Source organism: Amycolatopsis sp. (assembly GCF_025464955.1).
In the GTDB taxonomy this organism is placed as follows: Bacteria; Actinomycetota; Actinomycetes; order Mycobacteriales; family Pseudonocardiaceae; genus Amycolatopsis.
In genome coordinates this window covers 1-22,510 of sequence record NZ_JAODNM010000005.1, presented here as the reverse complement: position 1 = coordinate 22,510, position 22,510 = coordinate 1, and the positions used below count along the sequence as shown (strand labels likewise).

General features: G+C 67.0%; 24 protein-coding genes and 2 pseudogenes. 13 read left to right on the top strand and 13 right to left on the bottom strand.

Going from position 1 to position 22,510, the window contains the following annotated elements; translation table 11 throughout:
- Positions 1–37 precede the first annotated feature (37 nt).
- Together JWQ81_RS00405 and JWQ81_RS00400 are read left to right on the top strand one after the other, a co-directional pair.
- The gene (locus tag JWQ81_RS00405; protein WP_297536689.1) at positions 38–1,615 is read left to right on the top strand and encodes a DUF5010 domain-containing protein; all 1,578 of its coding nucleotides are present in this window, start codon (positions 38–40) and stop codon (positions 1,613–1,615) included.
- Between the two features lie 125 nt (positions 1,616–1,740).
- Positions 1,741–2,392: pseudogene (locus JWQ81_RS00400) on the top strand (alpha/beta hydrolase).
- Between the two features lie 29 nt (positions 2,393–2,421).
- Here the strand turns inward: JWQ81_RS00400 and JWQ81_RS00395 are convergent.
- Positions 2,422–3,201, bottom strand: coding sequence for an SDR family oxidoreductase (locus tag JWQ81_RS00395; protein ID WP_297536686.1), 780 nt, complete (start codon positions 3,199–3,201; stop codon positions 2,422–2,424).
- Positions 3,202–3,288: 87 nt separating this feature from the next.
- On the opposite strand from JWQ81_RS00395, the gene JWQ81_RS00390 reads away from it, so the two are divergent.
- Positions 3,289–4,134 carry a helix-turn-helix transcriptional regulator gene (locus tag JWQ81_RS00390; RefSeq protein WP_297536684.1) on the top strand — a complete coding sequence of 282 codons (846 nt, stop codon included), beginning with the start codon at positions 3,289–3,291 and terminating at the stop codon, positions 4,132–4,134.
- A 72-nt stretch (positions 4,135–4,206) separates the two neighbouring features.
- On the top strand, positions 4,207–4,353 hold the full coding sequence (locus JWQ81_RS00385) for a hypothetical protein (RefSeq protein ID WP_297536682.1): 147 nt from the start codon (positions 4,207–4,209) through the stop codon (positions 4,351–4,353).
- Positions 4,354–4,550: 197 nt separating this feature from the next.
- On the opposite strand, the gene JWQ81_RS00380 is transcribed toward JWQ81_RS00385, so the two are convergent.
- Complete coding sequence (locus JWQ81_RS00380; RefSeq protein WP_297536680.1) at positions 4,551–5,732, bottom strand: hypothetical protein; 1,182 nt, start codon at positions 5,730–5,732, stop codon at positions 4,551–4,553.
- Between the two features lie 214 nt (positions 5,733–5,946).
- Between JWQ81_RS00380 and JWQ81_RS00375 the strand changes: the two genes are divergently transcribed.
- The 3 genes from JWQ81_RS00375 to JWQ81_RS00365 all read left to right on the top strand — a co-directional run bounded on the left by JWQ81_RS00375 (position 5,947) and on the right by JWQ81_RS00365 (position 8,844).
- Entirely contained in the window at positions 5,947–6,603 is a 657-nt protein-coding gene (locus JWQ81_RS00375) for a response regulator transcription factor (protein WP_297536678.1), read from the top strand.
- Positions 6,600–7,703: a histidine kinase gene (locus JWQ81_RS00370; protein ID WP_297536676.1), complete on the top strand. Its 1,104-nt coding sequence runs from the start codon at positions 6,600–6,602 to the stop codon at positions 7,701–7,703. The genes JWQ81_RS00375 and JWQ81_RS00370 overlap by 4 nt, the downstream gene beginning before the upstream one ends.
- Positions 7,704–7,872: 169 nt before the next feature.
- Positions 7,873–8,844: a DUF6461 domain-containing protein gene (locus JWQ81_RS00365; RefSeq protein WP_297536674.1), complete on the top strand. Its 972-nt coding sequence runs from the start codon at positions 7,873–7,875 to the stop codon at positions 8,842–8,844.
- Positions 8,845–9,295: 451 nt separating this feature from the next.
- Here JWQ81_RS00365 and JWQ81_RS00360 read toward each other — a convergent pair whose 3' ends face one another.
- From JWQ81_RS00360 to JWQ81_RS00335, 6 genes are all read right to left on the bottom strand, one after another.
- On the bottom strand, positions 9,296–10,492 hold the full coding sequence (locus tag JWQ81_RS00360) for a cytochrome P450 (RefSeq protein ID WP_297536672.1): 1,197 nt from the start codon (positions 10,490–10,492) through the stop codon (positions 9,296–9,298).
- A gap of 15 nt (positions 10,493–10,507) precedes the next feature.
- Positions 10,508–11,482 (bottom strand): PDR/VanB family oxidoreductase, encoded by a 975-nt coding sequence (locus tag JWQ81_RS00355; protein ID WP_297536670.1) that lies wholly within the window; start codon positions 11,480–11,482, stop codon positions 10,508–10,510.
- Positions 11,479–11,673: a hypothetical protein gene (locus JWQ81_RS00350; protein ID WP_297536668.1), complete on the bottom strand. Its 195-nt coding sequence runs from the start codon at positions 11,671–11,673 to the stop codon at positions 11,479–11,481. Before JWQ81_RS00350 ends, JWQ81_RS00355 begins: the two co-directional genes overlap by 4 nt.
- Entirely contained in the window at positions 11,670–12,722 is a 1,053-nt protein-coding gene (locus JWQ81_RS00345; RefSeq protein WP_297536666.1) for an aromatic ring-hydroxylating dioxygenase subunit alpha, read from the bottom strand. Before JWQ81_RS00345 ends, JWQ81_RS00350 begins: the two co-directional genes overlap by 4 nt.
- Before the next feature lie 130 nt (positions 12,723–12,852).
- Complete coding sequence (locus tag JWQ81_RS00340) at positions 12,853–13,626, bottom strand: IclR family transcriptional regulator (RefSeq protein WP_297536664.1); 774 nt, start codon at positions 13,624–13,626, stop codon at positions 12,853–12,855.
- 172 nt (positions 13,627–13,798) lie between these two features.
- Complete coding sequence (locus JWQ81_RS00335; RefSeq protein WP_297536661.1) at positions 13,799–14,152, bottom strand: nuclear transport factor 2 family protein; 354 nt, start codon at positions 14,150–14,152, stop codon at positions 13,799–13,801.
- A 310-nt stretch (positions 14,153–14,462) separates the two neighbouring features.
- Between JWQ81_RS00335 and JWQ81_RS00330 the strand changes: the two genes are divergently transcribed.
- Together JWQ81_RS00330 and JWQ81_RS44730 are read left to right on the top strand one after the other, a co-directional pair.
- On the top strand, positions 14,463–14,696 hold the full coding sequence (locus JWQ81_RS00330; RefSeq protein WP_297536659.1) for a hypothetical protein: 234 nt from the start codon (positions 14,463–14,465) through the stop codon (positions 14,694–14,696).
- A 124-nt stretch (positions 14,697–14,820) separates the two neighbouring features.
- Positions 14,821–15,111, top strand: coding sequence for a nuclear transport factor 2 family protein (locus JWQ81_RS44730; RefSeq protein ID WP_366942236.1), 291 nt, complete (start codon positions 14,821–14,823; stop codon positions 15,109–15,111).
- Between the two features lie 211 nt (positions 15,112–15,322).
- On the opposite strand, the gene JWQ81_RS00320 is transcribed toward JWQ81_RS44730, so the two are convergent.
- The 4 genes and pseudogenes from JWQ81_RS00320 to JWQ81_RS00305 all read right to left on the bottom strand — a co-directional run bounded on the left by JWQ81_RS00320 (position 15,323) and on the right by JWQ81_RS00305 (position 18,679).
- The gene (locus tag JWQ81_RS00320; protein ID WP_297536656.1) at positions 15,323–15,553 is read right to left on the bottom strand and encodes a hypothetical protein; all 231 of its coding nucleotides are present in this window, start codon (positions 15,551–15,553) and stop codon (positions 15,323–15,325) included.
- Positions 15,554–15,627: 74 nt separating this feature from the next.
- On the bottom strand, positions 15,628–16,389 hold the full coding sequence (locus JWQ81_RS00315; RefSeq protein ID WP_297536654.1) for a hypothetical protein: 762 nt from the start codon (positions 16,387–16,389) through the stop codon (positions 15,628–15,630).
- 31 nt (positions 16,390–16,420) lie between these two features.
- A pseudogene (locus JWQ81_RS00310) lies at positions 16,421–16,864 on the bottom strand (hypothetical protein); the annotation flags it as partial.
- Positions 16,865–17,164: 300 nt separating this feature from the next.
- On the bottom strand, positions 17,165–18,679 hold the full coding sequence (locus JWQ81_RS00305) for a hypothetical protein (RefSeq protein ID WP_297536652.1): 1,515 nt from the start codon (positions 18,677–18,679) through the stop codon (positions 17,165–17,167).
- A gap of 189 nt (positions 18,680–18,868) precedes the next feature.
- Here JWQ81_RS00305 and JWQ81_RS00300 point away from each other — a divergent pair, with 189 nt between their 5' ends.
- The 3 genes from JWQ81_RS00300 to JWQ81_RS00290 all read left to right on the top strand — a co-directional run bounded on the left by JWQ81_RS00300 (position 18,869) and on the right by JWQ81_RS00290 (position 20,950).
- Positions 18,869–19,270: a CGNR zinc finger domain-containing protein gene (locus JWQ81_RS00300; protein ID WP_297536651.1), complete on the top strand. Its 402-nt coding sequence runs from the start codon at positions 18,869–18,871 to the stop codon at positions 19,268–19,270.
- A 281-nt stretch (positions 19,271–19,551) separates the two neighbouring features.
- Positions 19,552–19,914, top strand: a complete 363-nt coding sequence (locus JWQ81_RS00295; protein WP_297536649.1) for a nitroreductase/quinone reductase family protein — start codon at positions 19,552–19,554, stop codon at positions 19,912–19,914.
- Positions 19,915–20,056: 142 nt separating this feature from the next.
- On the top strand, positions 20,057–20,950 hold the full coding sequence (locus JWQ81_RS00290) for an SMP-30/gluconolactonase/LRE family protein (protein ID WP_297536646.1): 894 nt from the start codon (positions 20,057–20,059) through the stop codon (positions 20,948–20,950).
- A 9-nt stretch (positions 20,951–20,959) separates the two neighbouring features.
- On the opposite strand, the gene JWQ81_RS00285 is transcribed toward JWQ81_RS00290, so the two are convergent.
- Positions 20,960–21,424, bottom strand: a complete 465-nt coding sequence (locus JWQ81_RS00285; protein WP_297536644.1) for a MarR family transcriptional regulator — start codon at positions 21,422–21,424, stop codon at positions 20,960–20,962.
- A gap of 54 nt (positions 21,425–21,478) precedes the next feature.
- On the opposite strand from JWQ81_RS00285, the gene JWQ81_RS00280 reads away from it, so the two are divergent.
- Complete coding sequence (locus JWQ81_RS00280) at positions 21,479–22,405, top strand: amidohydrolase family protein (RefSeq protein ID WP_297536642.1); 927 nt, start codon at positions 21,479–21,481, stop codon at positions 22,403–22,405.
- The last annotated feature ends 105 nt before the right edge of the window (positions 22,406–22,510 follow it).

The window sequence follows — 22,510 nt, the reverse complement described above, 5'->3', positions numbered from 1 at the left end:
AATCTGAAGGGTATGACCCGATATGCCGAAGAATTCCGTGAGTCGGCGAAAGCACCGGCTGCTCACCGCGCTGCTGGCCGTAGCGGCGTCCGTCATCGGCCTCGGCGGATGGGGATATGCCGGCGCGGCGGCGTCGACGCCCATCACCGACACCGGCGGTTCCGTTCTGCCGCACCGAAGTTCCGCGGTGACCGGAGCACTCGGCGTGACCTTCGGTTTCGAAGACAGAACGATGGCCGGCGGTCCGTACGAGAACCAGGGCGCCACGATCTACAACTACCCGATGTACACGGCGAAGACGGCGACGACCGACCAGTTCTGGCTCGACTACGTCGAAGAACTCGTGTCCGCGGGCGTCGATTTCGTCGGTGTGGACACGCGTGGCTTCGTCCCGGGCTCGGCAGTGCCGAACGGCGGCGGGGATCCACGGGAACTCACCCAGTTGGTGAACGCGATCACCAAGGCCGGGGCGGCGGGCAAACTCAAGATCGCGGCTTTCGATGACGTCCCCGCGTCGCTGACTGACAAGAAGAACCAGGTCAAGCACCACACGGGCGGTTACACTCCGCCGTTCGACATGGCTGACACCACCGGCGCCGGCGAGGGTGGCTACCAGTACCTATGGGACAACGATCTCAAGGTGTTCTATCAGGTGGTGCCCGATAGCATGCTGTACAAGGTGGACGGTCGGCCGCTGGTCTACCTGTGGGGTGACGGCTCGATGTTCATCAACCAGGGCAACGGGAACTCGGCCAGGATGTTGCAGTACGTCCGGTCGCAGGCACAGTCGACCTTCACCGAGAACCCGTACTTCATCGTCGACCAGGCTTGGCTCAAGAACGATCCGGCGGTCTCCTCGGTCGCCGATGGCGAGGACGACTGGTTCGGGGTTCCGTCACCGACGTTCACGAACCAGGCGTTCAACGGCCATACCTACGGGGCCACCGCGCCGAGCTTCTCCTTCGTGAACAGCTCTCACAACATGGTCATCGACCCCCAGCACGGGAAAACCCTGGTCGACAATCTGCGGTCGACGGTCGGGGCGGGCGACTACATCACGCTCGTCGAGGGTTTCAGCGACTGGTTGGAAGGCGCTGCCCTGTGGCGCACCGAGGCCGGGTCCTACAACGTGACGCAGCGGGACTATCCGAACCAGAATCTCAACATCATGCGGCGGTATTCCCGGACACCGTTTCCCACCGACCTGACCGTGCAGGCCGAGAGCGCCGACGTCGTCGCGGGCACGACGCAGGGCAGCCCGTCCGGTGTCTACCGCAGTGATCTTGACGTCCGGACGACGACCGACACCGGCAGTGGCTGGAACGTGCAGAACATCGTCGCCGGTGAGTCCGAGCAGTGGAACGAGGTTCCGCTGCAGGGCACCGAGAACCTGAAGGTCCGCGTTGCGGCGCCGGCCTCCGGGGCGCGGTTCCAGTTCGTCATCGACGGCGTGCAGGGGCCGGTGGTGGCCGTGCCGAGTACCGGGGGCGCGCAGGTCTGGCAGACCCTGGACGCCGGCACTTTCCAGTTCACTCCGGGCACCTATCACACCGTGCAGATCCACTACCTGGCCGGCGGGGTGAGCGTCAACTGGTGGCAGGCCGTGAGTGCCTGAGCGGTTCCGAGGTTTCCTGCGGCGGGTTTGGGCGGATCTGTCTACATTGGTCTCGGCGGCGAACTGGTAGGTACTGTCGGTAACCGGAGTGTCATCGGTGACCGCGCCGGTGGACCAGGCTGAACATGGCGAAGCTCGACCTGCGCGTGCGACTGTTCGGGCGGGTGTTGCGAGCGACGTCCGGCGCCGGGACGGACGAGGCTCGGGTGGCCCGGGCACAGCGGCAGACCCTCAAACGCAACTGGGCGGTCGACCTGCTCCTCGGCGCCTTCCATCGCGGCGGGTGGACCGTCGGCACGCTGAACCAGGCCGACTGGTTGTGCAGCAACGTAGCCGCGAAGGTGGGCGCCGTCGTGGTCTCCGTCGACTACCGGCTCGCACCCGGACATCGCCGGCCGGCCGCGCCGGAGGACTGCTACGCCGCACTGGTCGACGTGGCCGCGCGCGCCGCGGAGTTCGGCGCCGATCCCCAACGGCTCGCGGTCATGGGCGACAGCGCCGGCAGCAACCTGGCCGGCGACCGACCTGACCTTGTCGAGCCCGTCGGTTGCGGAGAACGCCGAGGCGCCCATCCTCGACCGGGCCGGGATCATCGCCGCCCGTGACCACTATTTGGGTGGACAGGACCCGCGACAGCCCTACGTCTCCCCGCTGTTCGCGCCGGACCTCGCCGGGCTACCGCCGGCGCTGATACAGGTCGCCGAGTTCGACCCGATTCGCGACGACGGACTGCGCTACGCCGAGGCGCTCCGAACGGCCGGTGTCCCGGTCTCTTAGTTTCTAAGAGACCGCAAGTCGACGGCGAGTTAGGCGCCGGCGCCGCCGTCGACGGCGAGGCTGGCCCCGGTAACCATGGACGCTCGGTCGCTCAGCAGCCAGGCCGCGGCCTCGGCGACCTCCTCCGGGGCCGCCATCCGGCCGAGCGGGATGCTCGCGTTGATCCGCTCGATGACACCGGGGGAGGCGGCCTCCCAGGCGTCGATCATTTCCGTCGCGGTTCCGCCCGGCGTGATCCCGTTGACGCGGATCCCCTGACTTCCCCAGGTCACGGCGGCGGACTCGGTGATGCTGTTCAGCGCCCGCTTCATTGCGCCGTACGCGGGAAGGGCCAGGTTGGCGCGACGGCTTCCGATGCTCGACGTGTTCACTATCGCGCCTCCGCCACCGCGCCGCATAAGAGCCGCCTCGACAGTCATCGCCGTCCAGTGACCGCGGAAATTCACCATGAACTGCTCGTCGATGTCCTCGTCGCTCGTCTCGTCGAGGGGACCGGGCTGCTGGATGGTGGCGCCGTTGTTGAAGGCGCCGTCGAGCCGGCCGTGCAACTCGTCCACGCGGTCCAGAGCCGCGCGGATGCTGTCGCGGTCGCCGAGGTCGACGCGGACTGCATCGGCGATGCCGCCGTCGGCGCGGATCTCGGCGACTACGCGCTCGAGCGCCTCCAAGCCGCGTGCGGCGAGCACCACGCTGGCGCCCTCTCGAGCGAACAGCCGGCCGGCGGCCGCGCCGATGCCGCGGTTGGCTCCGGTGATGAAGACGACCTTGCCGGCAAGCAGGCCGATCGGGGCTGAAGTGGAATTCGTCATGCTGACAGCGTCGCCGCAGTCCCGGAGGCGGAGACAGGCACAACCGGTACCCCCATCCGAGGGCGGCCGGCCGCGCATACTGGTCTGATGAACAGGGGCGAGCTGGGCGCGTTTCTCCGCAGTCGCCGTGAGCGCCTCCGGCCTGACGACGTCGGGCTTTCGTCGGGTCCGAGACGCCGAACACCAGGGCTCCGCCGCGAAGAGGTCGCCGTGCTCGCCCACATCTCGATCGAGTACTACGTCCGGCTCGAACAGGGCAGAGCTCCGCGCCCCTCAGGCGAGGTGCTCGCCGGCATCGCCGCTGCGCTTCGCCTCACCGACGCCGAGTCCGAGCATCTGCACGTACTGGCCGGAACAGCGTCGACGCGGTCACGTCTGCACTGCCGCGACGTTCGGCCGAGCATCCTCACGCTGCTCGAGCGGCTGCCGCTGACAGCCGGTTTCGTGACCTCCGCGGCATTCGAAGTGCTCGCCTGGAACGACCTCGCGGCCGCTCTGATGGAGGATTTCTCCGTCCTCGCTCCAGCGGAACGCAACCTCGCGCGGCGGGCGTTCCTCGGTGTGCAACCAGGCAACAGCCTGTATGGATCGGCCGACGGCGCGGCATTCCGGCACAACGTGGTGATGGAACTCCGAGCGACTGCCGCACGATATCCGCACGATCCGGTCATAACGGGGCTGATCCAGGAACTCCGCGACGGCAGCGCGGAGTTCGACCGACTGTGGGAACGCCATGACGTGCGCGGCGCGTCGATGCTCACGAAGACCTTCCGGCACCCCACGGTCGGCCCCATCACGGTGGACTGCGACGCCTTGGCGCTGACCGAACAGGACCAGCATCTCGTGCTGTACACCGCTGCTCAGGGCTCCCGAGACGCGGAGGCCCTCGCGCTGCTCGCCGTCATCGGCACCCAGGCGCTCGAATCCCGGTAGCGACCCGGTCTGTCCCTGTCGGAGGATCTCGCGGCCTGTGTCGCCGAGGCAACCGATGGTGATGGGGTCGACGTGGTGATCGCCGCGATGGCACAGGGCAGTTACGACCCGACCGGTTGGGTGGAGGAGATCACCCTCGACGAGGTCGAGCACGCCCTGGTGGAACTTCGCGCCGGACTCGGCATGAAAGCACTGGTCGTCGCGAAGCCGGCCTCGTGACCACCCTTGTGGGAGGGCACGGCGATGCGCGCCCGACCATCACCGCAACTCGCCGTCGACTTGCGGTCTCTTAGAAACTAAGAGACCCCACAAAAGCGCAAAAGTGCGACGCCGTGACCGGACGTCCACCGTCCAGCACCTGGAAGCAGCGCGGATGGATCTGGTTCCACTCGACGGAGATCGACTGGGCCCAGCGTTTACGAATGCGTGGCCAGTTGTGTGAGGTAAATGTCCCTGGCGGACAGGCTGGCCGCCATGTGCTTGGCCAGCGGGTCGAAGAACGACTCGCGGTACTTGGCATCGGTCACCGTCGACGCGGCGAAATACAGCCCCGAGAACGCGGCGATGAACAAGCAAACCTGCAGTAGTTCGTTGGGCACCGGCACTTGGATCCCGAACAGCATGCCACCGCTGGGTGGCCGGGCGATCCATGCCTTGATCACTCCATTGCGGATGGCGACCGCGCCGAAGGCGACGAAGAACACGAACATCAGCGTGGCGAAAACGATGGTCTGCAGGACTTGGGTAAGCATGAGCACGAGCACCATGTTCGCCTGTTCGAGCTTCCGCAGCGGGATCCGCGGCAGGTCCGTAGCGCTGCAGTCGGCGGCGATGGAGCCGAACGGGGTGGCGCGCAGCGTGTCCATGTCGACCGGGATGCTGTGTGATTCGGTGAGCGTGCGTACTTCGTCGGACAGCATCGACGACAGGAACAACACTGCCACCACGATGAAAAAGGCCACGACCAGCCACATCTGCGCGCGCGGGAGGGACGCGCAGACCTGCCAGATCTCGGTGGTGAAGAAGCCGAAAATCGTGAACAGCAGCAACAGCGGCAACGCCCGGCTGGCCAGCGCCCCCAGTGCGCGCGCCTGCCGGAATGCCGCCCGCAAGGCCCAGCCGAGGATCGAACCGCCACCCAGGAACGCCGTGCCGAGCAGCCCCGCGACGATGGCTCCCTGAATCACCATGTTCACCACGATCGAGTCATCCGGCGAAGTCAGGCGCGTGACGCCGGGCACAGCCGCGACGAACGCCACCACCGCGGCCGCGGCGACGCCGACACCTCGCCGGTCCACGACTTGACGTCGTACCCAGCGAGCGGCCAGCCAAGCGGCCAGCGTCGGGACCACGAACAGGCCGACCAGGAGACTGTTGTAGGTCCACGCATAGCTCGCGCGCTCCATGAGCCGCTCGAAGTCGGCCTCGGTCTCGCCGTCGACACCCGACAGCAGGGCCGTGAGCAGCTGCCAGAGTCCGACGAAAACGACCGCGGGCATGACGCGCACGAGGAGCTGTTCCGGCCTGCCCCGCACGACCGCCGGTAGCCCGCGGCGCCGAAACCACTGCTCGGCGGCGTGCTCGTCCAGTTCGGTCACTACAGATCCTCCAGTGCGGGGTTGATCGGGCAGCGTTTTTTCGCGGGCCGCGCGCGGCGCCGGTCCTCCGGTAGCGTCATCGGCGGCGGCCGTGGCCACTATCCGTTGACGGGCCGGTGAGCCCCCGCCGATCGGCGGGAATGCGCCCCGCCACCTGGCTGGTTTATGGTCGCCCGAACACAGACCAGTGCGGTGCCGCATGAAGGGAATCGACGTGATCAGGGTAGTGGTGGTGGATGACGAGGCGCTCGTCCGCTCGGGCTTCCGGCTGATCCTCAACGCGGCCGACGACATCGAGGTGGTGGCAACCGCAACAGGTTCCCAGGCGGTACGCGAGATCACCCTGCAGAAGCCGGACGTCGTCCTGCTGGACGTGCGCATGCCCGACGTCGACGGCTTGACGATCCTGCGGGAGGTCCGCGCGTTCGCGAACCCGCCGGTCGTGGCGATGCTGACCACGTTCGACTCCGACGAGTACATCGCGGCCGCGCTGCGTTCGGGAGCCGCGGGTTTCCTGCTCAAGGACACCGACCCCGAGCAACTCGCCCATCTCGTGCGCACGCTCGCCGGCGGCGGGGTCGTGCTGTCTCCCAAGGTCACTCGCTCAGTGGTGGATCGTTACCTCGTCAGCGGAGCCGGTTCGCCGACGTCGGCCAGGATCGACAAGCTCAGCAACCGTGAGCGGGAAATCCTGATCCAGGTCGCAGAAGGACTGTCCAATAGCGACATTGCCGCCGGGGTCCATTTGAGCGTCGGCACGGTCAAGGACCACGTCAGCGCGATTTTCGGGAAGCTGAAGGTGTCCACGCGCGTGCAAGCCGCGCTCCTCGCCCAGCGGGCCGGGCTGCTGGCGCCCCGCGACGATCAATGACGTCGCGCTTTCCCGCCGCACTCACCGATGGCGCGCTCGTCGGGCTCGCCCTGATCGACGTGTGGCTCAACCTCGACAACACCGATGCTCCCAGCCTCGCCTTCGCCGTAGTGGCGGCCGTGTCACTGGTCGTGCGTAGGCGCCAGCCGTATCTGGTCTTCGTGCTGACCCTTCCCGCGCTGTACCTGGGTCCGACGGTGATCGCGGCTCTCGTCGCCCTCTACGCCGTTGCCGCGCACAGCCGCGATCGGCGTGTGGTCATCGGGTGTGCGGTGATCGTGGCCGTCGGCTGCGCCTTACCGTGGTCCCTCTCCGGCTTCGACGAGGAGTCGACACGAGCCGCTGTCGTGCTCGACGTGCTCTACGCGACGATGGCCGCTGCCGCGCCGGCGTTGCTGGGGATCCTGACCAGGACCCGCCGCGCGCTGTCCGAGCGCCTTGACGAGATCGAGCTTGCTCATGAACACGAACGTCAGCTCATCGAGCAGACCACGCTGGCGAAGGAGCGCGCGCAATTGGCCAGGGAAATGCACGACGTCGTGTCGCATCAAGTCAGCCTGATCGCGGTCAGCGCGGGCGCGCTGCAGGTGGGCTCCACCGCACCCGACACAAAGGAGGCCGCCGCGGTGATCCGGCAGCTCAGCGTCGACACCCTCGACGAGCTTCGCCACATGGTGACGTTGCTGCGTGCCTCCGGCAGCCTTCCCACTGAACTGGTGCCGCAGCCCACGCTCGCCGGGCTCCGGCAGCTGCTCGCCACCAGCGGGATCGAAGCTGACCTGCGGGGTAGTCTTCCCACTGACCTCAGCGCACCCTTGCAGCGCGCGATCTACCGCACCGTCCAAGAGTCGCTCACGAATGCCCGCAAGCACGCGCCGGGGGCGACGGTGACCATCCACATGGGACACACCGACACCACACTGACCGTCGAGATCACCAACGGGCCCCCGATCCGGACCACCGTGCCCCTGCCGAGCGCGCAGCACGGACTGATCGGGCTGCGCGAACGCGCGGAACTGCTTGGCGGCACGCTGGAAACCGGCCCCACCACCGACGGCGGCTTCGCGCTGCGCCTGCGGGTGCCCAAGAACGCCGGTTAGCGGCCGCCGGCCACCCGGCGGGGATGCCCGCTTTAGTCCACAGTGGACAATGGCGGCTGTGCGTTCGGGCAGGGGAAACGGCCCCTTCGGGTACACGTGTCGAGCTCGCCGGCGGTCAGCGGTTCGTCTTCGCTAACGTGTTGTGACAATCTGCGACGGGAGTTGTGAAGTGACGTACGAACCGCTCGGCGACAGGGCCCCTGCTGTGGAGATCACCCCAGCCCGCATCCTGCGGTCGGCCAACGGCCTGCACACCGTCGTCCGGCGGCCGGACGGTGGGCTCGACCACGAGACTTCGCTCGGTGCCGGCGCGGCCTGGGCGTCGGTCATCATGGTGGATGAGGCGCACTCGCTGGAGCGGCCGGGTACGGCGCTGACCTGGCGCTATCTTGAAGAGTCCGGTCACAGCGCGTGGAAGCTGGTCCTCGTCGACCAGCAGGACGAGGTGTGCTGGATCCACCGGAAGGGAGACGTCGCGGGCGCCACCCCGGGGGTTCCCGTGGATCCCGGTGCGGCCGAGCCGCCGGTAAGGTCCGGCGCCCCTGTCGTGGCGACTGGTCCGTACTCCTCGGCCTGGATGGACGCCGGCCTGGACATGGAGCACGTCTACTGTGTGACGGCTATCCGAGACATCGACCCCGACGACGCGCTCCGCCGTTTCGGCGCGTCGGCTGACGAGATCTCCACGTCCACGTGGACGGATCTGCAGAAGCGGGTCGCTTTCGAGGAGGCCTACGGCCGTCACATCGTGGCGGCCTTCGCGATCGGCTCGCACACGCTGCTGGTGGAGGACAACGGCTGGCGCGGCGCCAACCTTCCGGAGCTGTCACAGGGCACCTTCGCGGTGTCGTCGTACTGCAGCATCAACGCGGACACTGCGTTCGTGGTCAGCAGGGACGGCGTCGTGCTGGCCGCACTGGACGAACTCGCGCCGAGCTCGGCCGAGGGTGCCGACCCGGGTATCTTGACCGAGGCGCTGGCCGAGATGGGGATCACCGACCCGGAGGCGTATGACGCCGACGAGACCAACTTCCTGGAGGACCTGGAACTGCTGTGCCGGCTGGTCGGTGTCCGGCCTACCGTGGCCGACGTGACCGGCGCCGCCCGAGTCGCGATCTTCGGCGACAAGGACGACGACTGACTGCTCTGCGTGGTGGCGAACCGAAACCCACGATAGCTCAGCAGCACGAGGCCGGCGGTGAGCACGACGGCACCCGCGGTGTCGAACTTGCCGCGCTGGGTTCGTGGACGGGGTCGGCCGTCGGTGAACGTGGGACTCGCTGATCTGAAGGTGGGACTCGCCGGCTCGGAGTGTGGGACTCGCTGACTCGGCCGGCGAGTCCCACGTTCACCGCCCGCGAGTCCCACGTTCAGATCGCCGAGTCCCACGCTCGGCTACCGACAACGTCTTGCACCGCGTACCGACACGACACGACCGACCCTCGGATCAGCAAAGGAGTACCCACTCGCCCCGGTCCCTGCCGCTGGACAACGCAACCCGTCCACGTCAATCGACACCCGAGACCATCGCGGACCCATGGATAGAGCAGCAGAACCAGTTTTGTGGCCAGGTTCGGACCGGTCCACTTTGGTCAGTGGAAGCGGACAGGATGGACTCGTACGGGCACGCTGCTCCAGCCCTTCAACGTGTTGTTCGGTTTGGACGCCGGATCTGCCGTGGGTTCGAGCCGTTCGACACGTTCGGCGAGCGCGGTAAGCACCAGCTCGGCTTCCAGCCGGGCGATGGGCTGGCCAACGCATTGGTGGATGCCCATGCCGAAAGCGACATGACCCGACGCTGGGCGAGCGATGTCCATCCGGTCCGCGTCCTCGCCCCATTTCCGCGGGTCGCGGTTGGCCGCACCGAGAAACAGCAGGACCTTTTCGCCTTCGGGGAGATGGACACCGGCGACGTCGATCGGGCGAGTGGTGGTGCGGAAGAAGGTCTGCACCGGTGATTCGTAGCGCAACGATTCGTCGAACGCGAAGCGAGCCAGAGACGGTTTCTCACGCAGTTTCGCCCACTGCCCGGGATTGGCGCTGAGTGCCTGCAACGTATTGCCGATGGCGTACACAGTGGTGTCCACCCCCGCCGAGAGCAGTGACCGTACGAGCATGGGCGCCTGTTCCGTGGTGATCTCGCCGCGGTCGGCTGCCTGCCACAGGCTCGCGCCGAGCCCGCCCGGGGTGAGGACGTCGCGCTGACAGGCGTTCCAGATCCAGTCCTGCACGGGCGCGGCGCTCGCCAGTGCCTGTTCGAGTAGGCGGTTGTGCGGGCCGAAAGCGTTGAACGCCAACGCACCGTAGGGCAGTAGGTTCTCGCGGCCGTCCGGCAGCAGACCGACGGCGTCGGGGAACACCTTCAGCGGGTAGCGCTCAGCGAGGTCGGTGACGACGTCGAAGTGTCCGCGGGCCACGAGCTCGTCGGCGAGGGCGTCCGCCTCGGCCTTGAAGGTCTGGCGGAAGCCTCGGACGGTGCTGGCGGAGAGGACCTTGCCCATGGCGCCCCGCATGACGGTGTGATCGGGTGGGTCGGCTTCCAACAGGAGGCTGGGTGGCCGCCAGGGCTTTTCCTTGTGGAAGTCGCTCAACCCTGCACCTCGGCCCGAGCAAAAGCTCTCGTGGTCGGTGAGACTTGCGTAGACCTCCTGGTGACGTGCCATCGCCCAGACGCCGTAGCGCGGCAGGAAGACGACAGGCCCGGCGTCACGTAGCCGGCAATGCATCGGGTAAGGCGCGGCAAGGTTCGTTTCGTCGAAGGGGTCGACGTCGAGGGTGATCCTGGACATGGCTGTCTCCGCCGGTCAGAGGTCGAGGACCAAGCGAGCCGAACATGACCGGGACACGCAGATCATCATCGTGTCGCCGACGTCGCGTTCCTCGTCGCTCAGCACGGAATCGCGGTGGTCCGGGGTACCTGATAGGACAGTCGTCTCGCAGGTGCCGCAAGTTCCTTCGTGGCACGAATACAAGACCGGCAACCCGGAGTCCTCGATGACGTCGAGAACGGAACGGTCGGCGGGCACCCGCAACACCGTGCCGGACTGCGCGAGTTCGACTTCGAACGCCTCTCGCGGGCCGTCGCCCGCGCCGGCCTTGGGAGAGAACCGTTCGACATGCAGCACTTTGGCCGGCCAGTCGGAACACCGCTGCTCGACGGCCACCAGCAGTGCCTCCGGGCCGCAGCAGTAGATCGCGGTGTCCGCGGTGTGTTCGGTGGGGGCGGCCAGCAAGGTCGCGAGGTCGAGCAGGCCGTGTTCGTCCTGGGGGTGGATCGTGACCTTGCCGGGGTGTCGGGCCGACAGCTCCTCGCGGAAAGCCATGGAGGACCGCGTCCGGCCGCCGTAGACGAGCTGCCAATCCCGTCCGGACTCGGCGACCCGCGCGATCATCGGCAGGATCGGGGTGATGCCGATCCCGCCCGCGATGAACAGGTACCGCTTGGCCTCGACGAGCGGGAAGTGGTTGCGCGGGCCGCGGACTCGCAGGCCCTGTCGCTCGGTCAGTACCTCGTGGACGTGCTGTGAGCCGCCGCGGCCGACTTCCTCGCGCAGCACGGCGACCTGCAGGACAGTCCGGTCCTCGGGGTCGCCGCAAAGGGAATACTGGCGTGTCAGCTCGTTGGTGAGAAGCAGATCCACGTGAGCGCCCGGTTCCCAAGAGGGCAACGGCCGGCCGTCGGGATGACGCAGCGTCAACCGGACCACGCCGTCGGCGATGCTTTCCTTACGCTCCAGCACAAGGTCGAGTTCCTGCTCGGTGTCCAGAGTGGACTTCATCGGCGGTCACTCCTGACGTCGTGCCCCTCGGGGTGGCCGAGCAGCCAATCCCAGAGCTCGACCGGGTCCTCGAACTCGCGCTCGGCCGAGCAATAGCAGGCAGCACGGAGTCGATCGGTGCCCAGCACCCAGTGGATGCGGTACACCCGGTCACCGACCAGCATGGGCGGGTTCGCCGGAATCGCGGTCATGACGCGGCCGCGCGAACCTGCTCACCGGCCAGGCGCCGCAGGATCCGACGGGCGGCGAGGCCACCGGTGTCGATGTTGATCGACAATTCCTGGTAGCCCATGGGTTCGGTGGAGATGACCGTCTCGAGGACGTCCAGCGCCTCGACGTCCTGCAGCACCACCGTCCGGTTGTTCTCGGCGAGGAACGCCGAGACCTCTTCGTCGCCGAGGGCGAAGTCGCGCGCCACCGCCCAGAAGTCGTGAGTGGAGTGTTCGGTCTCCGGCGTGATCGCGTAGACGACCTCGACGTGGAAGGCGTCCGGGTCGCTGCCGTCCGCGTTCGGCAGGCAACCGACCGGAGCGATCCGGCTGTGCAGCTTGTACAGGCACGGTGGGGTGTACTCGATATCCTGCCAGCGGGCAATCCGTCCGTGCAGGCCGGTGGACTTGGCGTAGAACGGCGGGCACTCGGCGTCGTCCATGTGCCGGGAGACGTAGACGATGTCGTGCTCGTCGTCGACCTCGGTGGTGATCGGCGTGTCGGCGACCTCGGGCGTGCCGATGTATCCGCCGTGCAGGTAGGTCTCGTGTGACAGATCGAGCAAGTTGTCGACCAGTAGGGAGAACCTCGCTTTCAACGGCTCCATCCCGCTGACGGTGGTGTAGTCCGGTGAGTCCAAGTAGGTCGCGCGGGGGATCTTCGCCGCGTCGGCCTTGCCGGGATCACCGATGAAGACCCACACGAAGGAGTCCTGCTCGGCCAGTCGATACGGCTGCAGCCGGGCAGTGCGGGGAACGCGGGTCTGTCCTGGAACGGCGACGCAGTTGCCGTCGGTGCCGTAGGTGAAGCCGTGGTATCCGCAGATCACCTGGTCGTCCACGAGCCGCGAAGGGGCTTGGGACAACGGGAAACGGCGGTGCACGCAGCGGTCGGACATCGCGGTCACCTGACCGCTGCGGGTGCGCCAGAACAGGATCGGCTCGCCGCAGATGGTGCGGGAGAACAGCTCCTGTCCGATCTCGGAGGCATATGCGGCGACGTACCACTGGTCGCGCGGGATGCTCGTCATGGTGGAAGCCCTTCATGGTGGTGGTCAGAAGGCGACGGAACTCCGTTGTCAGCTGGGAACGCACAGCGTGGGCGGTAGGGCACCGCCCAGTGAAGCGACTTTCCATAAGATGGAAGAGCTCGTCCTGCGCTCAGAGTGGGGCGTTGAGGGCGCGGGAGATCGCGCGTGCGCTCGTCCGGACCAGCGGCGCCAACGCGTGCGGGGAGGCGCTGCCATAAAGCACGACCAGCGAGACGGCCGCGACGACCTGGCCGTGGGAGTCGAGGATCGGCGCGGCGACCGACAGGGTGTCCAGGGAGACCTGGCGGTCGCTGATGGCGAATCCGTTGGTGCGGACGTCGGCCAGCAGATGCCGCAACTGATCCGGATCGGTGACGGTTTTGCTGGTACGGCGGTTGATGGGCCTGGTCAGGACGTCGTCCTGCACCTCGGCCGGTGCGTGGGCGAGCAGGACGAGGCCGACGCCGGTGACGGTGAGGGCGAACCGGCCGCCGACGCGGGTCAATACTCCTACCGCGCCGGATCCGGCTATCCGCTCGATGAACACAAGCTCGGTGCCTTCGCGGATCGCCAATTGCACGTTCTCGTGGGTGATCTGCGACAGGTCCTCCAGGAACGGCAGGGCCCGCTCGCGTAGTCCCTGCCCGCGAGGGGCCAGCGAGCCGAGCTCCCACAGGCGCAACCCGATGCGGTAGACGCCGTTCTCGTCGCGTTCCAGCGCACCCCATGCACAGAGCTCCTGCAACAGGCGGTGCGCGGTGGCCAGCGGTATGTCGGCGCGCCGGGCGATCTCGCTCAGGTTCAGCGCCGGCCGCTGCTCGGTGAAGGCGTCCAGTAGGTGCAGTGCTCGACCGACGACGGGGCCAGTGGGGCCGACTGGACGGCCTTTGCGAGGTAGGGGCACCTTTCTGGCCCCCTTCGCTCGCTAGCCGGACTGAGTTTCACCTTCGCCAAGTCGTTCGCTCGGTCCAGCTATAGCCGTGCGCTCGCCCTCGCGCAACCAGGGATGACCAGACGTGCAGTCATAGGGGTATCAGTATTGACTGGTGGCCGACCCGCCGTTATCGAGGTGAGCGTTATCGGGCGGTGTGGACATCGCGATCGGCATCGTTGCCCGAGACCGGTCGCGTCATCTCGTAGCTCTCGCTGATCTTCCCGTCCACGAGGTGGAAGAAGGTCACCACCTCGCTGTCGACCCCGCGGCCGTCGGCTTGCTCGGTATGCCCGAGGTGTCTGCATACCAGCCATTCCCCGTCGAAGACGACCTGCTGGACCTCGAAGGTGAAGCCTCGCAGGTTCGTCTGTGCGTACTCGAGATGACCAATCTGTTCGTCGCGACTGATCGGGATGCCGTCGGTGATCTGGCGGTACCCGACGTGGGTGTAGCGCTCCACGGTCTCGGCCGCGGTCTCGGTGGGGGTGAGAAACATGTCGTTGAACAGTGTGGAAATAAACTCGACCGGTGCGAGACCATTGATGAAATTTGTCATGGCGTCGTTCGCTTTTGTTGGCTAGCGAATGTTTATTTGGTCATGCCGCGCGGCCAGTTCGTCGATCTCCTCGACCGTCGGCGGTCGCGTCCGAGTGAGAAGTTCCGTCATATCGGCGAAGTAGGTCTTACGGGGGACTCCCGGAGCGAACAAGATCAGAGATCGAACCGGCTGAGCCGAGTTGTTTGCCAGTGAATGGATACCCTCGGACGGCACATGGACGAAGTCCCCGGGCCGGGCGACGTGGGAGGTGCCATCGCCGCCGACCGGCCGTGAGGTCCAGGACCGATGTGATGCGCACATCTACCGCTACGCGATCCGAAACCAGCTCGACGAGCAGACCAGGCGTCTCTCGCGAAGTCAGCACATCGCGGTCGCGAAGGCGGTCTTGGACGACGATGGGGCGAAGGCTGAAAAGCTGATGCGCCAGCACGTGCGAACCAGTGGCACCGAGGTCTTGCGGATCGTCGACGCGATGAACTAGGTCATGGCTTGACCCTTCGCAAATTGTAGGACAGCATCGTCCTGTAATCGTGACGCCCGTTGGCAGGGCGTCCTGGTGCTCCGAGGAGGGGCCGATGACCGACCACAGGCAGATCTAGGATGCGCTGGCCAGGTTCATCTACGGCCTGGACCGGCGGGACTGGGCGACATTCGAATCCGCTCTCACTGATGACTTCCGTTACGGTTTCAAGGACCCGGAGGGTAGCCGATGGGTCTGGCTGACGGGCCGCGACGAGATGGTGAAGAGGATCCGCGTCACGGCGGAGTCCTTGGTCGTCTCCCAGCACTTCTGCACGAATCCGTTGACCCGGATCACCGGCGACGAGGCGACGATGCTCGTCACCACCTGGCCCTCACCTGGACCGCGAATCCGGCCGGCGGCCATCCGACGCTGATCAGGTCCCAGGATCGATATTCAGCGGTCGATAGTTGCCAAATAGTGGAAGTTGTCGACTGATTCGCTCCCGTCAAGCGAACAACTAGCTGAGGGCATCGGCGATGGCGATGACCGCCGCCGCACTGGTGCGGACGTGGTGCCGCATCACCTCTTCGGCTTGTTCGCCGTCGCCCGCGAGCAGAGCCTTCGCCACGGCGATGGACGAAGTACTAGTCGGCGGGTCCGCGTAAGGTCAGCACGACCCGCATCACGTGTTCGACAGCGGTCGGGAACACCGCGCCGCGCAGCTCGCCGCGGGTGGCGAGGTTCCGGGACGCGAATTCCAGCATGCGCTCGGCTCCCATGCGCCGGACCACGAGCGCCGCGATCTCCTCCAGGTCGAGCTCCGGGTTGTCCAGGCGTGTCAGCGCGAACTCGACAAGAAGCTCCTCGTCCGTCATGGTCCCTCCCCTCGCGACACTTCCAGGATAGGGCAAGGAGGCGTGGGGCCGCGTGGAGCTGACCGGCTACTCGCTCATTTCACGATGGTTGCGTCGCCGAACGCGGCCTGGTAATAGCTGCTGCTGCCGCCACGCGGGTCGATGAGGGTGCACTTGATCGTCGCCTGCACCGCATTGTTGAGCGGAACCGAGAGATCGGCGGGTTTGGACAACGAAATCTGGACCTCGTTTCCCAACTGTTGACCGTTTTCGGCTGTCACCCTGATGCTGCTCGGGTAATTCGACTTCGCCGCGGTGCCGGTTTGGTTGTTGTCCAAGCCGATTCGCGCTTTCAGGGAACTGTATCCGGCAACGGCGTAGGTCACGGACGTCCCTGCCGAGCTGCAGCCGAGAGTGAAGCTGTTGGGATAGGTCTCGGTGCCGATGGACACCGCTCGCGGCGAGTTCACGCTGTTCGTGTCCAGCGCCGTCATTTCGCTGAGCAGCTTGGACATTCCCGGCGACTCAGATGAGCTTGGACCGCCGGATGGTGTCGGCGAAGGGGTCGATGAAAGTAGTGAGCTGTTTTCTGCCGCGAGCTGGTTGTTCTGTTTTTTCAAACGATCGTTATCGCTCTGTACAGCCGAAAGGTCGGTGCCTTTTGCCTCGGCACTGGCTTGGGCCTTGTTCTTCTGCACGTTGATCTCCGCGGCGAGCACGCCCAGACCCGCGGTTGCCAATGTCATCACCGCGGTAAGCAGAGTAAGCAATTTCGCGGGCCACGTCCGCGGTCGCTTGGCCGATTTTGCGGTCTCAGCCGTGTCATTTTCCTCTTCGGCAAGCTCGTTGCGCTTCACCCAGCCTGAGTCGCGAGGCGGTCGACCGTTGTTACCGGTCGCGGATAACGGGTCGGACTCGCATCTTGGCCGTCGAACGGCACTGTCCGCCTGGCGCGCTGTCGCGGGCCAGGCGGACAGCGTTGCCGAGGTCAGGGCGTTCACTCGGGATTTCCTTGGCCACGGCGAGCAGTGCTTCCGCCAGTTCGTCCGGGAGTGGCGACGGTTGGCCCGTGGCCACCGCGATGTCCCAAGCGTGCACGGCGGCGTCGAGCGTGCAGGCGCCGGCCGCGACCTCCGCGGACAGGGGACCGATCGGCAGGGGGCTTGGCACAGGGTCGTAGGTGTTCCAGCTGACGATGGTGGCGTGGTCGCGCTCGGCGAAGCGGCGGATCGACTGGAAGTCGTGCGCGAACATGGCGAGCCCGGTCGGCGTGGTCGCCGGGCCGGACGGACGCTCGGCCGAGTGGGTGTCCTCGTAGTAGAACCGGGCTGCTCCGGTTCGTCGCCGAAGCCGAAGCCGCCGTCGAACCCGATGGCTGGGCAGCGTTGACGGGCTTCCTCGCCCGCATCGTCGTCGCCGACGTCCACTCGCTGACCGTGCACCTGGCCGGCACCTTCTAGCCCACTCCGGAGATGGGCGCGCACGCGCGGCGGTCAGGGGAGCTGTTCGAGCGCGCATTCGAGAGTGGACGGCTGGTCGAAGGATTCGGAGCGGCCGACGGCCCCTTTGCCCGGTCCGCCGCCCGACTCGGTGAACTCGGCCACCACCGGCGCTCGGTGTGAGCGGTGCGGCTCAGCTCGAGCCGGCGGGCACCGGCTCCGGCGGGGTCTCCGCCGGCACCGCGACCGGAGCCCGCACCCAGCGTCGGCGGCGTTCGCGCAGTTCGAATGCCCGCCGCGCGAGCACCGGCACCGCCATGACGCACAACGACAGCGCCGTGACGTCGAGCAGGTACGCGGCCAGCCACACGTGTTTGGCGATCTCGTAGTACCCGTCGCCGACCACCGCCATCACCACGATGCCGAGGGCGCTCGTCGTCGCGACCCCGGCGACGATGCCGTACCGGGTCGTCCACCGGCGCCGGCGCACCAGCGCGACCACCGCGCCGGCCATGCCGAGCAGCAGGAGCAAGGGCGGCCACCACGGCAGACCCATGTCGTCGAGCCACTGCTGGAACGTTTGCGGGTCGGCGCCCGTGTCGCCGCTGGCCGGGCCGCCGCCCACCGGCGCCACGGTCGCCGGTGTCCACGGCGTGTCGGGCAGGTACGCCAGGCTCCGGCCGTAGGTCGACTGCAGGCCGATCGCGACCGCGTGCGCCAGCACGTCCGGCCGGGCGAGCACCATGCCCCAGACCTTGTGCTCGATCCCGGTGGGGTCGTTCTTCACCGCGTCCGCGCCGACCAGGTCGCGTAGCCCGTTCGGGAAGAAGGCGCGGCCTGCGCTGTCCTGCGCGTCGGCCGGCAGCCCGAGTTCGGGCGCCGAGCCCGGCATTTCGACCAGTGCGAGGGTGTAGACCAGGTCGACCGTGTTGACCTCGCCGAAGTTGCGGTCCTGCCAGGCGAGGTCCGCGCGGACCGGGGTGATGATCTCCAGTACGAGCAGGCAGGCGAGCGCCGGCCCGAAGATCCGGCCGGACCACCAGCGGCCCCTGCCCGCCCGGGCACCGGTGACCAAGCAGACGACGACGGCCAGCACGAACAACGGCAGGAACCCGATCCGGGCGAGCCCCGCGATCACCCCGCCGACGGCGACGAGGGCGAGCGCGGACAACCGCTCGAAACCGTCCTCGACCTTCGTCGCGGCGATGACCGCCACGCCGCAGAGCAGCGTGTACGCGCCGAACAGCCCAGCGGCTTCACCCATCGTCGAAATGAACACCCGCGCGAAGTCGGGGTCGAGCAGGGGTACCAGCAGTGGCACCAGGAACAGGATCCGCCGGCGGCCGTGAGCCGTCACCGCCCAGGCCGCGAGCACGGTGACCAGGAAGACCAGCATGACGTAAAACCAGCCGAGCTTGGTCAGGCTGAACACGCCGTGGCCGCCGGCGACGGCCTTCAGGATGACCGTGCCGCTGGAGGGAAGCGCGTTCTTGCAGGGCATGCCGTGGTCGAAGTCCAGCACCACGCCGCCCTGCCAGCTCGCCACGTGGGTCGGGGTACGCGGGACGAGCCCGGCGCCGCAGAACAGCCGGAAGCCGTCGCCGTTGTCCGCGGCGCCAGTAGGTGTGCCGCCGAGCAGGCCGAGGGTGAGTGCCAGCCCGAGAGCAGCCACGACCGCGGCCGCCACGGCCAGCCCCCACCTCTTCATACCGGCAGCGTATGTGTAGGCCCGTGACACCGTGGAGATTGCCCGATTTATCCCCGCGGCGCGGCCCAGCACCCTGCCATGTGCCGGGGAAGCACACCCAAATGGGGGAATCGGCCGAGTCCCATCACCAGGTAGCGATAGTCGCCCAACGGCCGTATCCATGGGCCGGCGGAACGGGTGTAGTGGAGTTTGGGACGAAACCGTCGATGGCAGCCGGGTATCGCTCACGAGCGTGGAATCGTCAGGTATTCAGTCGGCGGCGTTGGTTACGAAAACCGCCAGACGACGGCCGAGGACCTGACCGGATCCCTCGATCTGGTGCTGGCCACCGATGGGACGTTGTCGCTCGCGCCACACGGTCAAGGCGCGGAGTGGATCGGCTCGGCCGTGTTGGGCGAATCGTTGCTGGCGCGACGGGATGACACCTGGCGTCGGCTCAAGGTGTGCCGCAATACTGCTTGCGGGGTCGCCTTCTATGACCGCTCGCGGAACAACAACGGGGTCTGGCACGCGGTCCGCAAATGCGGGAACCCGGCGAACCTGCGTGCGTCGCGAGCTCGTAAAGCGGAGGACACCGACTCCGGCCGGTAGTCCGAAACCGCAACTCGACGGCGAGTTGCGATGGTTGCGCATACCAACTACCGCAACTCGACGGCGAGTTGCGGTGGTTAGCGGCGCCGGCTGACTTCCAGGACGGCGTTGACGAAGTCCTGCAGGAGGTTGTGGCCACAACGTGGTTCAAGTGGACACTTCACGGGTTCTGTGGACTACGTTCGTCAAGTACAAGAAACGGGCGGCGCGCCGCGGCGGCCTGACCACCGACGAACGGAAGATCGAGCATGTCGCGTTACCACGAGGTCAAACATCGGGCTGTGACGGCGCTCCAGCGGCGGGTCGTCAACCCGATCAACGCCCGGCTGCCGTTCCAGACCCTTCTCGAGACGACGGGGCGGACGTCCGGGCTGCCCAGGCGGACCCCGATCGGTGGACGCCGGACCGGGAACGAATTCTGGTTCGTTTCCGAGTTCGGCGAGAAGTCGCAGTACGTGCGAAACATCCAGGCGCAGCCGGAGGTCCGGGTGCGGATCAACGGTCAGTGGCATGCCGGCACCGCGGAGCTGGTCCCGGAGGACGATCCCCGCGCCCGGCTGAAGGTGTTGCCGCAGTTCAACAGCGCCGCGGTGCGGGTGATGGGGACCAACCTGCTGACGCTGCGGGTCGACCTCAAGGACTGATACTGGGCACCGGCGTCCACTCGGGTTCTCCGTCCTACGAACGACTTCAGCTGCTTTCCCACCTGGGGGTAGGGCCTCGAACTCAGCGGACTGAGCGGTCGCTGTCGTAGGGTGCAGGGACAACACTGCTCTGGAGGGCGTTGTGGACCACACGATCAGCACCACTTTGTCCGGCCTCAGCTACCTGGAATGTCCTCGGTGGCACGAGGGCCGGATCTGGGTGGCGGACTTCTACACCCACCGGGTGCTTTCGGCGAACGAGGACGGTTCCGACCTCAGAGTCGAAGCGGAAGTCCCGAACCAGCCGTCCGGTCTCGGCTGGCTGCCCGACGGCCGCCTGCTGGTCGTGTCGATGCGCGACGCACGCCTGCTGCGGCGGGAATACGACGGCACGCTGGTCACCCACGCCGATCTTCGTTCGCATGTGGACGGTCACCCCAACGACATGGTCGTTGATGCCGAGGGGCGCGCGTACGTCGGCAACTTCGGGTTCGACCTGATGGCGGGCGCGCCGATCGCCTCGACCGGGTTGCTGCGCGTCGACCCCGATGGAACCGTCACCCCGGTGGCGGACGAGCTGTGGTTCCCCAACGGCAGCGTGCTCACCGAGGACGGTCAGCTGCTGGTCAACGAGACGTTCGGCAACCGGGTCACCGCGTTCGATGTCCTGCCGGACGGGAGTCTCGGCGGTCGGCGGGTCTGGGCGAAGTTCGGCGAGCTGCCGACGACGACCGCGGTCGGGGAAGCTATCGGCCAGGCGGTGGTCGGGCCGGACGGGTGCTGTTTGGACGGCGAGGGCGCACTGTGGATCGCCGACGCGCTCAACCAGCGGGCGATCCGCGTTCGGCACGGCGGTGAGATCGTCGAGGAGATCCCGGCCGGCATCGGCGTGTTCGCCTGCATGCTCGGCGGGGCCGACGGTCGGACGCTTTTCCTGTGCACCGCACCGGATTTCGACGAGAACGCCCGCAGCGCAGCTCGCGACGCGAGGCTGCTGGCGGTTCGCGTCGACGTGCCGCACGCCGGACGTCCCTGACCGCGCCGCTCAGTCGGATTCGGCGACAAGCCGGGTCAAGCGCTGCATCAGGCTGATCAGTTGAACGCGTTCCTCCGGCGTGAAGGCCTCGAAGGAGTTTGCCTGGCGCTTGCGTAACCGCGCGCGGAGCCGGGTCATCCTCTCGGCGCCGTCTTCGGTGAGCGTGATGAGCACGCGGCGTTCGTCTTCGGGTGAACGCCGGCGTACCACGACCCCCTTGGTTTCGAGCTGCTGGAGCATGCGGGTGGCGGTGGGGATGCTGACGTCGGCGCTCGCCGCCAGCTTGCCGACCGGGAGCTCCGGTTCCGTCATCAACGGTTTGAGCAGCTCGATCTGAGGCAGCGACAAGCCGCCGTCGCGGTCGGCCGCGACAGACCGTGCCCGCCTCATCGCGAAGAACAGCTCGTCGGCTGCCTGGGCGAGAGTCTCCGCTCGCACGTCCTCGAGCTGCGGTTGAGTGCCGATGCGTCCCATGCGTGCTACCTTAGCAAAGCAATCGTTAGCACGCTAAATATTAGGAGGCTAGTCATGGTGTCACCTGCGCGCATCGACGTCCACCAGCACCTCATCCCGCCGGCCTACCGGCACCTGCTCGACACCCGCGGGCTGACCGCCGGCGGCTGGCCGATCCCTGCCTGGGGCCCGGCGAGCGCGATCGGGATCATGGATCGTCGGTCGATCGCCACCGGAATCCTGTCGATCAGCGCCCCCGGGGTGCACTTCGGCGACGACGCCGAGGCGCTGAAGCTGGCCCGCGAAGTCAATGACTTCAACGCCGAGCTGACCAAGGATCGGCCCGACCGGTTCGGTCACTTCGCCATCCTGCCGCTGCCCGACGTCGACAGCGCGGTGGCCGAGGCAGTCCGTGCCCTTGACGAACTCAACGCGGACGGGGTGGTCCTGCTGTCCAACGCCGATGGCCGCTATCTCGGCGACGCGGCGTACGAGCCGTTGTGGGCCGAGTTGGACGCTCGCGCCGCCGTCGTGTTCATTCACCCGACCGCGCCGCCGATCGAGCAGCTGCCTGGACTGCCCAGCCCAGTGCTGGACTTCCCCTTCGACACCACACGCACCGCGGTGCACATGGTCGCCAACGGCGTGTTGAGCCGATACCCGCGACTTCGCGTGATCCTCTCCCACGCGGGCGGGTTTCTGCCGTACGCCGCTTCCCGGTTCGCCTCTGCCGCGCAGTTCAATCCCGGTACCACGGTCGAAAGCATCTTGACCGATTTGAAGCGCTTCTACTTCGACACGGCGTTGTCTTCGACTCCGACAGCACTGCCTTCCTTGTTGGCTTTCGCCGCGCCCGGCCACGTTCTCTACGGCAGCGATTCCCCGTTTGCCATCGAGGAATGGGGTGTGCTGTTCGACGCCGGCCTGGACGACTACCCGCACTGGGAGCCGGGCCAGCTGCAGTCGGTCAACCGCGGCAACGGAATTTGTCAAGGTGAGTGAGACCAGTGGGTGTTAGGCGGCTTCGGGTTCGGTCTTCTGGCTGGTGTCGTCAGCTGGTCGGTTGATCCAGACGGTGTCGGGGAGATTGAGCATCTTTGGTGCTGT